Below are 12,786 nucleotides of genomic sequence, written 5' to 3' on the forward strand. Positions count from 1 at the left end.
ACCGCAGAATGCGGAGCAACGGCCGAGTTCAACTGCGGATTCAACCGGTCATTCGCCCCAGCACCGCTCCGACGTCAGCTTCCGAAGTCCATCGGTCATTCAGCGCTTCGTCTCAGCTCGCAAATCATCGGCCGACACGCGTAGGCTAAGGAATCTGGGAGGAACCGGTTCGGAAGTTCCGTTTGCGTTGCATCGGCATGCCTCCGTCTCGATCCCTTCGCCTCGGGACAAGCAGACAAACGCGGGGACCGAACCGCCTCCGCATTCCGGACTGGTATAGTCGGCCTATCCGAATCCCGGTGCGCGCCATATGCCGACCTTCCAGAAGAGCGATATTGCACGTACACAGCTTGAGGCGGCTGTGGACATATTTCTTCGCGGCCTCAGTTACCACGCGGTCATCACTCTCGCCGGCGCGGCGAGCGGCTTGCTGGACGGCATGTTACGGGCGCAAGCCGGCAAGGAACCCTTCGTTGACTATGCGCGGCGAGTCTGTGAGCAAATGGCCGGGAAGACGCCATCGCGCCAATCCTATTACCACCATATCGAGATGATGCTTGGCATCTCCGCCCACAAGCATCTCGCGGAGACAGACACCGAAACGGTGGAGATGGACCTGTATGACTCGGCAGAGAAGGCGCTGACCAGAGCCATACTGGACTACATCAAGTTGAACGGACGCGGCGAACCACTCATGAACGTATTCTTGCGCCTTCTTTGGGCGAAGTACGATGGAGCACGCTTGGTGGCTGAATATGAGAACGTACCGAAGCAAATGAGGCCGCGATGACCACCCAAACCTACACCCGCCTCCAGATTGCGGCAGACCAGCTTCGGGCGGCAATCGGCCTCTTCGTAGCACGCAACGACCGCTTCTCAGTTATCACGCTTGCCGGTGCGGCAGACGTCATCCTCTCCCGCCTCGTTCTCAATACCGGCCAAAGCAACTTCACTGACTCGATCATCGAAATGGAAGTTGAGAAGGGGGGGCCAAGACAGACGAGAGCGGTTGCCGGAACGGCGGTCAACGACATGCTGCTCATCAATGCAATCAAGCACTTCGACCAAGGCGACAGCGGAACTGTTGAAGTGGACGATCTGGACGAATGTGCGCTCGCGGCAATCCTCAAGGCGCTGCCTAACTACGTCGCTCTTGCTGGACAGAATGAGGATTGGATAACAGCCTTCTACTACTGGATCAGGCAGAACCTGGACCCGAAAAAGTACAACGTGAACCTCGATCCAAATTGGGTAGCACCAGCAGCTTAGTAAGGGCATCACGTCCTGTGCCCGTCGTTGTATAGATTTTATGCCGCCAGTCGTTTCGAAGTCCTCCGCATCGGCTGGCGAAATAGCTAGCAGCCTCCAATCGAGACGCCAGCGCGGCAGACATAGGCAGTGCCCCAGACGCCGTCTCTCGTCGATCGAACGACCGCTAGCTGAGCGGAGCTGTCACGTGAATGTCTCGACGACGCATCGAACGCGGGTCCCCTCACGGCCTCGGCCGAACTGAGCCGTCGGATCGTTCCCTGAACTATACCGTCTCCGCCGCCACCGCTCCCCCATCCCGAAAGCCGCCGAAAAACAAAAAAGCCGCCCCCCAACATGGGGAGCGGCTGATTGCTGTGGGCGAGGCCCCGGGGACTGCTAACGGGTTACCCGCATGGCGCCGCCGCTGGACACGAGCATCACCCGATCGCCAGGGGCAATCGGTTGATCGGCATCCTGCGTGATGGCCACAAGTCGCCCCAGATCCGTGCGAACGACAATCTCATAGCCCTGCCGGCTGGCGTTCGACGCGCGTTCAGCAACCTGCTGCGCGACGATACCCGCAACCGGGCCGGCAATGGCTGCGGCGACATACCTGCCACGGCCACCACCGATGGCCTGCGAGCCAACGACCGAACCCACGATCGCACCGGCAATGCCGGCAAGACCCGAGAATGCGCCGTAGCCCGGCGTCACACTACCCTGGATGATGACAGCACGTACCCGTACGACCGACGCGTGCTCGACCTGGCCGCCGTGCAACGCCTCCATGCCTCGGTAGACATTGGAGGACGTGTGCTCGACGGCGCAGCCGGTCAGCATGGCGATTGCGGTAATGGTTGCAAATAGCTTTTTCATGGTTTCACCTTTCTTGAGGCGGGCGAAGCCATGCCATCGGGCATGGACATTCGCCCGATGGGACTTGAGGGAACACGCCACAGAAAGTGGCGCGGGTTACTACATTGCGGTGTTCAAACTGCCGTTGCCTGTGCCGCACCGGTGCGGCTGCGCGGCGACCTGCGCTGCTTGCTGCCTTCTTTCTTGCCCGGGCTTGGAACTGGGTCAACGTACCCAAATCTCGCCCAGGCTGCCGGGTCCAAGGCCAACGGATTGGTCCGGCCGGTAGCCAGGTTCACGAACACCCCCGAGTACGGGAGTGCGCCGGTTCGATAGAAAGTCCACAGCAGGTTGAAGGCCTGGACACCGATCGCCTGGTTGATGACCAACGACTGCTTGCGCAGTGCGTCGGCCATCGAGCAGGACGGCGCGGAGTCTTCCTTGTCACCTGCCGGGTCGATCAGATCCGGAAAGAGGTCGCCCACATGAGGCAGGCGCCCCGGGTGAGGTTGTCTGATCTCCCCCAGGATGACCTGGCCACGGTCCGTTTCGTTGCCGCAGTCGAGGTAGTAACTTCCCCCGCCCTTGCCACAAGCCGACAGGATCGCCTTTCGCGCAGCACGGGTATCGACGCACCCGATCACCAGATCGGCGTGCACTGCCTCGGAGGCGGCGAGTTTGCGGGGCACCGCGACCCATCGTGTGCCCATGAGGACATTGAGCCGGTTGACCAGCAACAGCGCCTTGTAGCCGCCGACGTCCGCCGGGTAGAAACCCTGGCGGCCGACATTGGTTTCGCTCACGGTGTCGTCGTCGTAGACGGTGCAGTCAATGCCACCGGGATGGCCGAGCTCGAGCATGGCATGGTGCAGTCGCGCCAGGTTCGGCAGCAGGGCGCTGCCCGTGCCGCCGGCACCAACCACGACCACCTTCCATGCCCCACTGATCATGCACGGCGGGATCCTATGTTGCAGCAACGTCATTGGCTTCTCCAACGGCATCCAACCAGGACACCGGAATGTTGTGGGAACGCTCGAAGATCCCCTTCGCGCAGAGTCGCAAGGCAACATCCATGCTTCGGGTATGACAGCGGCCAAGCACAACCGCAAACTTCAYGTCAAAGCGATCGTCTTGGTCATCGGTCGTTGAGAAGCCGGCGGCGAAGCACCCGTGCGAGTGGCAGTCAGCCACCAGGACTTCGCCGTCGGCGAGTTGCGGTCGGTCGTAGCGGAGGCTGGCGCTGTCATGCGACAGCACGACCACCGAAACCAGGCGAAACGCCTTGGTCCCGGGGTTCCAGACAATCCACCCACCAGTTTCATTAGGACACGCCGCCCTCGCCTGCTCGGCAAAGGCGCCGATCAACTCTGGCGGAACTCGGCCGCACAGCAGTTCGGTCACCTCCTCGACAACCCCATAGGGGATGGCCGTTGAGACGGCGTAGCTGCTGATGCGGCGAATGAGCCGGATCCAGGGCCGAAAGATCTCGATGAATACGCCGTTGCTCGCGACAAGCAAGCGCTCGCCTGCTGTTGTCATCCCCGCGACGGGCTCCCTCGTCGGGACCATGACGGTCGGGAAGGAGCGTTGCAATGTAGAATCGAAAGGGTTCATGGTTATGTGAGCTCGTTGGCGATCAGATCGCCGAGAGTGTGTTTGAAGGGAACGAGGACGTCCTTTGGGTATGCCTTCCCGAACGCGCCGTCCAGCATGTCTTTCCAGAACGCGAACACGCCGCGCTTGTAGGCAACCCGTTTGCCGCCGTGGTTGGGGTGCGTGAAGGCCGAGTTGAAAAATGCATCCTCCCAGCCACGAATCGCGCTCACGCCGATCCTCGCAGGGACCTTTGCCGAGCCGACGCAGATCTCTCCAGCGTCCCAGGTGTTGAAGTAGGGAGGCTCGTAGAGCTTCGTCTTCGGCGTCGGCCTGCCTTCGTCCCGCAGGGCGAACACGCGGAATCCGTCGACAGCGGCCTGAAACACAAGCCCGGGGTGCGGCACGATGCTGCTGCGATTGCCAAGCTCCTTGCACTGGAAGAACACGCGACGCGTGCACGGCGGGCACCACCAGGTCACTGCATGCGCTCCAATGGACAACACGGTCGCAGGCAGAAACTCCGCCTGTGGGATCGCGTTCTCGGCGAGAGATTGCAGGCACTGCACGAGGCCGAACCGGTCAAGCGGCACACCCGCGCCGATCGTGGGCCTGTCGCCCTTGGGCGCAACCAGGATCGGGTGGAGCGTCGCATAGGAAATGGTTCCGTCTTTCTGGCTATATAAGAGGACGGCCTTGGTGACATTTACCTCCACGCCGGCCTGTCCCATTGCAATCTTTGTCATAGTGGATCCGAGTTTGTGAGGTGGCCAAGCACACGATCGATGCTGGTCAGCGTTTGAAGGGCAAGTTGCCAATCGGCGTACTGGCGTCGGATGGCCGAAGGTTCCTGTGCAATCGGGATGAAACCCAAGTGCATCGTCGCCTCGCCGCCATCCCACTCGTATTGATAGATGTCGTCGAAGAGCTGCTGGACCCGCTCGTCGTTCTCCCAGACCAGTACGGCCGCTGAGTACACAGGACGTGCGTCGTAGCCATAGTTGAGGAGATCCCGGCCCCGCGCCCTGCTAATCAGGTTGCGGAGCAGGATCAGCTCTCGGCAGAGCCGTGCCATGCCTCGCCGACTGGTCAACGATTCCAGCGTAGCGACGTCGAGACCGAAGTCCCGGCGATCTCTGCGTCGGCGCCGACCTGTCGGCGTCAGGCGAAGCGCGGCGGGGACAAGCTCTGCACGCACGACCGACGGCAAGTAGCGCTGCATTGTTTCCTGGTCCTCGTCAAAGCGCTCCTTCAGCCACTCAAGGCTGTCGGCGTCCGACTCTGTCTCGTCCCCCTCCCAATAGAAATGGGCAAAGTGAGAGAGCAGCTCGCTCGGCGTCCTGATCCAGGCAGTCCGCCATGACGCCGCTTCGATGAGACGCAAGGCGGTCGCCAGCAGCTGCGGGTGCGCACGCGTGAGCTTCTCGGCGTGTGCGCGCAGCTCGAAGATCCCTTCCCCTTCGCTACTCACCGCCAGATAGAGCGGTGCGTCGCCAGTAAAGGAACGCGCCTCGTATTGATGAGCAATCTCCTCGCGGACAGCATCGGCGTCCAGCAAGGAGAACTTGAGGTTGAGGTAATTGAACGGCCGATGCTGCCGGCCGAACCACTTAAAGAGCGCCTGGGCGTAGGCGTCGCCAACGCCGGTCGGTGCCTTGACGTCCCGCGCGCGCARCGCACCGGTATCAAAATGGGCACGCGCCAGCGCGGTGACCGCTTCGGGGGTATGGAAACGTACCTTGCCCCTGACCGCAACGTCGGCCGAGACTTCCGGCAGCGTCAGAAAACCATGGGCAGGTCGATCTGCGGCAGCGGCAGGCCGCAGAAATTGCGGGATTGCGGCGACGCCTCCATCGACGCCGCCACCAGTTTGCCGAGGGCTGAGCAGCATGCTTGCATCTCCTTCGATTGTAAAAAAACCGCCCCGGGCGGCCGATCAAATGCTCTGTCGGGATCCGCCAGGGCTTTCATCAAGTCCCGATGGCGCATGGCTACCCCTTGGCGCCCGCAGCGCGGACGAAGGTGTAAGTTGCCGTCTCCCCCTTGTGCTCGGGGCCGTCCACCTTGGCGGTGGTCAGCTCCGGGTACTGCGCCGAGTACAGGTCCCGCACATCGTCGGGACTGAACGCAGGGCCGGGATCGACGAACGTCATGCCGTTGTAGAGGAACTCGCGCACAAGGCGCGTCACTTCGATGGTCATGGTGTGCCTCCAATTAGTCGTCGAGCAATGCGGCAAGGTCCGTCCCCTTGGACTCCGGAGGATGTCCGTCGCTGGAGGGAGCTGCAGTTGCCGGGGCTTCCGCCTCGGTAGTGCCATCGGCGGACTCTTCCTCCTCTTCGCCTTCACTCTCCTCATTCGGGAGCTGCGGCTTGGACTTCGATTTGCCAGCGTTGGCGATCGCCTTCGAGGCCTTCTGCGTTTGCGCGGTCTTGGCGGCATCAAGCACGGCAGTCGTCGCCTCCACCAGCTCGCTGAGCGAGCGGCGTGACGTCGTATACCCGGCAAGCGCGTCGAGGAATCCGGTATCCAGCTCAGCCGGCGTGGCCGTCAGGACCAGCGGCAGGCTCAGACCCGTGTCAGCACCACCCTTGACGGTTGGCGCGACGAAGACCGTCATCTGTTCGCCCTTGAGGGCGAGCGTCAGGACGAGCTTCTCACACGAGCCAAGCAGGGTTGCAAGTTGTTGGAACATGGAATTTCCTTTCACTGAAAACTGGGGGAAAGCGATGCCTTAGAACAGCAGCACGCGCGGTACCTTGCCTTCGTACTCGAACTTCTCCACCTTCAGGAGGGCTTCGATCAACTCGGGCTTGGGCTTGTTGAAAACCTTGGCAGTGCTATCGCCAAGCGCGGCCAGCAGGCCGATCTCGTTGGCAACCACCCTCATCTCGGACTTGGTCAGCAATTCCAGGAAGTCCTTGGAGAGCTTCCAGTACTTGCGCAAGTCGAGCTTCTGGTATTTGCACAGACGCACCAGCGATGGCACGTCCAGTCCCTCGATGGCGGCAACGGTGAGCGCCACGGACATGTTCTCCCGCTGCACTTCGGTCAGTGCGCTTGCGGCGTCCAGCGCCTTGTCAAGGTCAGTGGCCGAGCACGTTTCGTCGGGAACGATGCGCTCATAAAGCTTGCGCATGGCCGCCCCGTCGATCGTTCGCGCCTGGCCCGCCAATGCGACGGCAAGGAGGTAGTGATTGGCCACGATCGGATCGGACGCCACTTCGCGCCGCAGGCATTTACGCCAGAGGGCGACGCGGTAGGCCTTCACCTTATCGGTCTCGCTGACAGCCGTGACGGGCTTCTCCGCCGGCGTAGCGCCAGCGGTGGTGCCGGCGCCAGATGCCGCTGCTGCCTTTCCCGTCGTACCGCCCTTCTTTGATGTCGACGGCGGTGCCGCCGCGGCTTTGTCGGCCGCGATCCGCGCGGCAACCTTGCGCGAGTTGCAGGCCGTGTCGAAGCATTGACCCCGGTAGACCTTGCCCATCGAGTCCGGCAGGCCGCTGACGGCAGCACCGAAGTTCTGGCAGGCATGGCAGGCCTTGGCTTGCTCCTCACCAACCCCGGTGGAACCCTCCACGACCAGCTGGATCCGCGTGTACTTGTCGCCTGTCCGCACGATCCGAACCGCAGGAAATTCGTCTTTGAGGCCTTGCTCGATCGTGGCCAGCTGCGCCTCGCACTTAGTGTTGAAGCAAGTGCGATTGGTGCAGTTTCCGGTGGCGATGGATTCGCCGAACATCTCCGTCTGCAGCGCAGAATTGTGCGGGCACGTTGCGCACTCCGTTTTATCAAAAATGGCGCTTGCAAGACTGCAGGACACCGTCTCAATTGCCTTCTTCAACTCAGCAACCGTCTTCGACTCGGAGATGATGACAGGCAGGAACTTGTCCTGCTTATCCTTGGCGAGGGCGGCGAGCAGCTCGGCGTGACCGAGCTGGATCCTGCGCTCGTTGAGAGCATTAAGCACCTCACTGCTACAGTTCATGAGTGCCAGGCGTTTGTCGAGAAGCGCACGGGACCAGCCGAAAATGCGCGCCGCCTCCTCCCGGTCACCCTTAAGTTTGCCGACCATCCTCGCTGCAGCCACCGCCTCCTCAGAGGGCGCGATGTCGTCGCGGGAGACGTTCTCGATGATCGCCATGGCCTCCGCCGTCTCGTCGTCGACATCCTGCACCACGATGGGCATCGCGTACTCGACGCCAAACACCTCGGTCGCCGCGCGGTAGCGTCGCTCGCCGGCGATGATCTCGTAGAGGTCGTCCTCAACCGGGCGGACAACGATGGGTTGCATGATGCATCCCGCCGCACGTACGCCGGCAACGAGTTCTGCCATTTTCACCGGATCAAAGAACCGGCGTGGATTGAATCGGCTCGTGCGGATCCGGCTCAAGGGTAGAGTCGGCTGTTCGAGCAGCATTGCGGATTCTTGCATTGTGGGTTCTCCTATAGCGAGGGAACCCACCCGTGAAGGGAGTGGTTCCCCTCTTGGGCTTAACTTGCCGCTCTGGCGGCTGTGAAAACCATCTAGACTCTTCGCGCCTTGGGACTGCAGCAGCAGTCCGAAAACGCGGCAGTGCAGGTGTACCGATCCGGGATCGGAGAACGCCTGGTGTCTGTGCCGTGCTTCCTGCCTTGCGGACGGGCCGGGCGCGGCCTAGCCTTCGAAGGTGCCATCCGCTCGATAGACCACATACCGGTTGCCGATGTTGAGTGCTTTGTCGCGCAGGACCTGGGTGAACATGGTCTCCGGCACGGTGACGCCAAGTGCGGCGAGCTTGCTGCGGAAGTAAGCGAGGCCGGCACCCATCGAAGTGGTGTCGTCCAGGTTGTGGTAGAGGAAGTCCTCCGAGGGCTCTTCGCAATCATCAGTCAGCTCTTCTTGACAATCCGCCGTCTCGGCCATTGCTCGTTGCTCGGCTTGTTCCATGGCAACCGGAGAGCGCAGGCGCTCCACCCACAGAAAGAAATGGTGCAGCGGGCGGTCCCAACCGAGTACGACGTCGATGGTATTGGCCCCGTGGACCGTTTGAAAGTGGTGTTGGCTCATGGCGATCTCCAGATGAGGTGGCGCCGCGCCAGCCTGGCGGCTGGCGGCGGCGTTACGACTTACAGTGCTTCCAGCGCTTGAAGCGCCTTTTCCTTGGCGTTGGCACCAATGCCGAACCAAGCGGAGTTCAGGCGATTGTCCTGACCGCGTGCGCGGATATGGAAATCGTGGTACTCGGTGACCGCGTTAAGCAGCCCCCATGCCGTACCCCTGACACCGTCCAACCCGGCGCCCTTGCCGGCGCCATTGAATAGCCCCATGACGGTCTTGTAGCCTCGCGACTTCGTGACGTCAGGGGTTGCAATCGAACTCATCAAGGACTGCAGCACGGCATCCGCCTGTGCGGGCGAAACCGCCTTCTCCGACAAGTTCTTCATGCGGTCGATGAAACTGCCGAAGACCTTCTCGCCGATCAAGCCGAGCTGGTCCTGCACAACGGTCGGATCGAACTCGGTGTTGTGGCGGACCTTGATCACCGACGCACTGGCCAACGCGGCTTGCGCGCCATGCAGGCTCAGATGCAAGGTGTTGTTGCAAACGACGCGAATGGAGGTGAACTGCGCGGTCGTCGCCAGCGAGCCATCGCAAGAGGTGGCCAGCAGCAGGTAGTTCTTCACCGGATCGTTGTCGACCACTTCGGCGTCAAAACCCGTCCTGGCCAGCGCCCAGATTCGGCGCCCGCCCTTCAGGCTGCCCGCGGTCTCGAGCGTGAAGCCCGAGTGCGCGACCAGGTCACGGAAGAATTCCAGGACCTCGCCCGGCTGGACGACCTTGTAGCGATCGGAAACCACCGCCAGCGGCGCGTTGCTGTCGCTTCGGTAGAGCACGTGATGCTCCGGGAAGTCGTGCATCTCGCCATTCATGAACTGCACCGTGCTGCGGTGCAGATGCCAATCCAGCTTGGCTTCGCGGCGCCAGTCTTCGATCGTCGCGTTCTCGGTGAGCTTTCGGCCGAGGCCATGCCACGGCATTGCACCGACGTAGGCCATGGAGGCCGTGCCGTCGAGAGAGAGTTGTAGTTCGTGAGCCATTTGGAATCTCCTGGGTGGCGTTTGTGACAATGCAGCTGGGTGCTGCAACAAAAACCAGGAGGTATCGGACCTTCCGTCTACGCCTCGTGCAGGGCGCAAACGGAAGCCCCGAGGGGCTTCACGAAGTTGTGGGAAGAAGGCTAGAACCCGAAGCGCGCGCAGCGCATCCGGGCCAACGGACCGGTGATACCGGCAGTGGCCAACTCGCTGACTAGCGCCGCGATGCCGGCATCCTTATCCGGTACCGGAGTACGAGCCTGTTCCGCATACGGCTGAACGCGGCACTTGCGGACCAGAAACGTGTTGCCGCACTGAATGAGCGCGAGCTCGATATCCAGAGTGCGGAAACCGGCAATCAACAGGCTGTGCTGCTTCTTGGACTTGCGTCCCCGCGACGGGCTGACAGCCGCCGTTTCGGGCTTCTCTTCGGGAAGGGCGGCGAGATCCAGCCCACCCTGATCGTCTGGGTGCTTTTTCATGATTGTTGGTTTTCCTTACTGTGTCTCGCCAACGCACAGGGCGGCGATCACGCTGCGGATAAGTTGTCTGCTGTATTCCAGGCGACTGCCGGACTGCACGCAGAAGTCGACGAGACGATTGACGCCGTCCGTGACGATCGTGCCGTAGAGCACGAACGAATCCGGAGTGGCCTTGTGGAATTGATGGATGCGACCTTCGCTACTAAAAAAGCGCTCGTGATATCGCAAAAACGTGCGCGCGATGAAATCACGATGGTCGAATACGGGGAGCGCGCGGGCCAAATCCCGGCGCTGCAATGCGCCAATAGGATGGATCAGGCCAAGCTCATCTTCTGTCCGGCAAGTGGGCGAAATGATCCGCGCAATATGCACGGGTTCGTCGCACTCGCGCTCGGGTTGAAGCTGCGGAAGAACACTGCACCCCCGCGGTAGACGGCGAACGCCGTCGCTTTAAGGCGCAGTTGAAAGTGAGGTGAAGGTTCCAGCGCTTTGCGCATGCGGTATGTGGTGACCGGCCTGGCGCCGGCACGGATAGAAGTTGGCCAGGGCAACTGCCCGGCATCAGACACTCCGACCTCCATCCCGTTGAAGTCTCGAATTATTGAAAGGACACCAAACTGAAATCACGCGCCTTTGCCGTGCAAGTTATCCACCGCTGGCCAGCGTCGTGGTCGTGACAGGCGACCCGCTGACCGGCCGTGGATAACTTGCGGCTCGTCTCTCGTCTCAATAGGAGATACTGCCCAACGAAAAAAGACCAACAAGTGCTTGACTCCCAACGCCCCATAGAAATCTTACTGTGTCACAAAAACGACAATTACTGTGTCAATAATATTGAATTTCAGTTATAACCAAGATTCCATCGTGGCAAGAGGCGGCAATGGGAAATCTGGCGGAATTCGATCGTTATATTGAGTACCTATGCGTGGCGTTGGATCATGTGGATCGAAACGTCGGATTGCAGGACTATTGTCGAGGCCTCATGTTGCCGATCCAGCGCAAGAGTGTTGAGCCTCTGGCTGCGCATACCGATCCGCTACACGTGGCTGCCAAGCACCAATCGTTACATCACTTCGTGGCCAAGGCGGGATGGTCGGACAGTGCCGTGATGTCGCGCGTTCGCGACTGGGTTGTGCCACACCTCGGGTTGGACAGTGGCTGCTACTGGATTATCGATGACACCGGGTTCCCGAAGAAGGGAATGCATTCAGTTGGCGTCGCGCGCCAATACTGCGGTCAACTGGGCAAGCAGGACAACTGCCAGGTGGCGGTCAGTCTTTCGCTGGCCAGCGTCCAGGGCAGCATTCCTGTCGCCTATCAACTGTATTTGCCCAAAGACTGGGCGAGTGACCCGGTGCGCAAGAAGAAGGCCGGGGTGCCGGACGGCATGACGTTCGCGACCAAGCCGGAAATTGCTCTGGCGCAAATGCGTGAGGCGCTCGCCTCGGGCGTGCCGATGGGCGTGGTGCTGGCGGACGCCGGGTATGGCGATGAAACCGCCTTTCGCGATGGCATTACTGAGATGGGCATGCTGTATGCAGTCGGCATACGGCCGGGGACTACGGTATGGGCGCCCGGCACCGCGCCGCTGCCGCCCAAGGCATGGAGCGGTCGCGGCATACGGCCGACGAAGCTGCGTCGGGAGCCTGGACACCAACCGGTGACGGTGAAGGCCTTGGCGATGGACTTGCCGCAGCAAGTCTATCGCACGGTCACCTGGCGGGAAGGCTCCAACACTGAACTGTCCTCCCGCTTCGCCGCCGTGCGGGTTCGCCCTGCTCATCGCGACTACCTGGGCACGCAGATGCGTCCCGAGGAGTGGCTACTGATCGAATGGCCCGAAGGAGAAGCCGAGCCGGTGAAGTACTTCCTCTCTACCGGTCCGTCCGATGCCACCCTGGAACAATTGGTCTTCGTCACCAAGATGCGCTGGCGTATCGAGCGCGACTATCAGGAACTCAAGCAGGAGTTCGGCCTCGCGCACTATGAAGGCCGCGGCTGGAGGGGCTTTCATCACCATGCCACCCTGTGTATTGCGGCCTACGCCTTCCTCGTCGCTATGCGCCTCAATCAGAGCACCTCAAAAAAAAACCGTGCTCAACCAGAAACGCCTTCCTTCCCCAAGGATTACGTCCCTCGCGGCAGCCGGACGAGTGCAGCGCCACGTGGCTGAGTCGATTTCGACGCTGCGGCTACTCATCGCTCGTGCCATTATCAACCGGCTCCGCCGGTGTCCATGCTGCTGGGATGTGAAGCTAAATTTGTGACACAGTGTGCGTCCAGCTAAGGCTGGCGTGTTCAGCAGGAGCCAGTCCTGCCGGGGTAAAAGTCAGGCGCCCCGTAGCTTGAATAGCAGGGTGGCGGGAAACCAAGACTCTGAAGCCTACCGACAGGCGGCCCCTTGGTGTTACGTCCCGCCAATTTTGAGGTTTGGCGAGGGGTGTTTGTCGCGGTTTCGGCAAGAGCGAGTTTAGGAACATCGCCTTGACCATCGCGAGACACGACGGGCGTAAAGAAGGCCAGTACTC

The 12,786-nt window shown here is 61.2% G+C and carries 15 protein-coding genes; 3 read left to right on the forward strand and 12 right to left on the reverse strand.

From position 1 onward, the window contains the following. The first annotated feature begins 310 nt into the window (after nucleotides 1–310). Both AC1DN0_RS30200 and AC1DN0_RS30205 read left to right on the forward strand, forming a co-directional pair. Nucleotides 311–790, forward strand: coding sequence for a hypothetical protein (locus AC1DN0_RS30200; RefSeq protein WP_477104183.1), 480 nt, complete (start codon nucleotides 311–313; stop codon nucleotides 788–790). Then, entirely contained in the window at nucleotides 787–1,269 is a 483-nt protein-coding gene (locus AC1DN0_RS30205) for a hypothetical protein (RefSeq protein WP_253932980.1), read from the forward strand. The genes AC1DN0_RS30200 and AC1DN0_RS30205 overlap by 4 nt, the downstream gene beginning before the upstream one ends. 378 nt (nucleotides 1,270–1,647) lie before the next feature. Here AC1DN0_RS30205 and AC1DN0_RS30210 read toward each other — a convergent pair whose 3' ends face one another. The 12 genes from AC1DN0_RS30210 to AC1DN0_RS30265 form a co-directional block, all read right to left on the reverse strand. Beyond that, complete coding sequence (locus AC1DN0_RS30210) at nucleotides 1,648–2,127, reverse strand: outer membrane lipoprotein (protein ID WP_477104182.1); 480 nt, start codon at nucleotides 2,125–2,127, stop codon at nucleotides 1,648–1,650. A 113-nt stretch (nucleotides 2,128–2,240) separates the two neighbouring features. Further along, nucleotides 2,241–3,089 carry a PRTRC system ThiF family protein gene (locus tag AC1DN0_RS30215; RefSeq protein ID WP_477104181.1) on the reverse strand — a complete coding sequence of 283 codons (849 nt, stop codon included), beginning with the start codon at nucleotides 3,087–3,089 and terminating at the stop codon, nucleotides 2,241–2,243. After that, the gene (locus tag AC1DN0_RS30220; RefSeq protein ID WP_477146228.1) at nucleotides 3,070–3,720 is read right to left on the reverse strand and encodes a PRTRC system protein A; all 651 of its coding nucleotides are present in this window, start codon (nucleotides 3,718–3,720) and stop codon (nucleotides 3,070–3,072) included. Before AC1DN0_RS30220 ends, AC1DN0_RS30215 begins: the two co-directional genes overlap by 20 nt. A 2-nt stretch (nucleotides 3,721–3,722) precedes the next feature. Further along, nucleotides 3,723–4,445 (reverse strand): PRTRC system protein B, encoded by a 723-nt coding sequence (locus AC1DN0_RS30225; protein WP_477104179.1) that lies wholly within the window; start codon nucleotides 4,443–4,445, stop codon nucleotides 3,723–3,725. Continuing rightward, nucleotides 4,442–5,590, reverse strand: a complete 1,149-nt coding sequence (locus AC1DN0_RS30230; RefSeq protein ID WP_477104178.1) for a PRTRC system protein F — start codon at nucleotides 5,588–5,590, stop codon at nucleotides 4,442–4,444. Before AC1DN0_RS30230 ends, AC1DN0_RS30225 begins: the two co-directional genes overlap by 4 nt. Before the next feature lie 100 nt (nucleotides 5,591–5,690). Next, nucleotides 5,691–5,900, reverse strand: a complete 210-nt coding sequence (locus AC1DN0_RS30235; protein WP_477104177.1) for a PRTRC system protein C — start codon at nucleotides 5,898–5,900, stop codon at nucleotides 5,691–5,693. Between the two features lie 13 nt (nucleotides 5,901–5,913). After that, the gene (locus tag AC1DN0_RS30240) at nucleotides 5,914–6,393 is read right to left on the reverse strand and encodes a PRTRC system protein E (RefSeq protein WP_477143484.1); all 480 of its coding nucleotides are present in this window, start codon (nucleotides 6,391–6,393) and stop codon (nucleotides 5,914–5,916) included. Nucleotides 6,394–6,432: 39 nt separating this feature from the next. Beyond that, a complete protein-coding gene (locus AC1DN0_RS30245) occupies nucleotides 6,433–8,133 on the reverse strand; it encodes a PRTRC system ParB family protein (protein ID WP_477104175.1) in 1,701 nt (566 codons plus the stop codon). A gap of 222 nt (nucleotides 8,134–8,355) precedes the next feature. Then, the gene (locus AC1DN0_RS30250) at nucleotides 8,356–8,748 is read right to left on the reverse strand and encodes a hypothetical protein (RefSeq protein WP_477104174.1); all 393 of its coding nucleotides are present in this window, start codon (nucleotides 8,746–8,748) and stop codon (nucleotides 8,356–8,358) included. Between the two features lie 59 nt (nucleotides 8,749–8,807). Next, a complete protein-coding gene (locus tag AC1DN0_RS30255) occupies nucleotides 8,808–9,779 on the reverse strand; it encodes a DUF932 domain-containing protein (RefSeq protein ID WP_477104173.1) in 972 nt (323 codons plus the stop codon). A 140-nt stretch (nucleotides 9,780–9,919) separates the two neighbouring features. After that, nucleotides 9,920–10,258: a hypothetical protein gene (locus tag AC1DN0_RS30260; protein ID WP_477104172.1), complete on the reverse strand. Its 339-nt coding sequence runs from the start codon at nucleotides 10,256–10,258 to the stop codon at nucleotides 9,920–9,922. Between the two features lie 15 nt (nucleotides 10,259–10,273). Further along, entirely contained in the window at nucleotides 10,274–10,630 is a 357-nt protein-coding gene (locus tag AC1DN0_RS30265; protein ID WP_477143482.1) for a hypothetical protein, read from the reverse strand. Nucleotides 10,631–11,138: 508 nt separating this feature from the next. On the opposite strand from AC1DN0_RS30265, the gene AC1DN0_RS30270 reads away from it, so the two are divergent. After that, nucleotides 11,139–12,431 carry an IS701 family transposase gene (locus tag AC1DN0_RS30270; RefSeq protein ID WP_477104155.1) on the forward strand — a complete coding sequence of 431 codons (1,293 nt, stop codon included), beginning with the start codon at nucleotides 11,139–11,141 and terminating at the stop codon, nucleotides 12,429–12,431. Nucleotides 12,432–12,786: the final 355 nt, after the last annotated feature.

The sequence above is a fragment of the Cupriavidus sp. 05N39 genome (assembly GCF_056397325.1).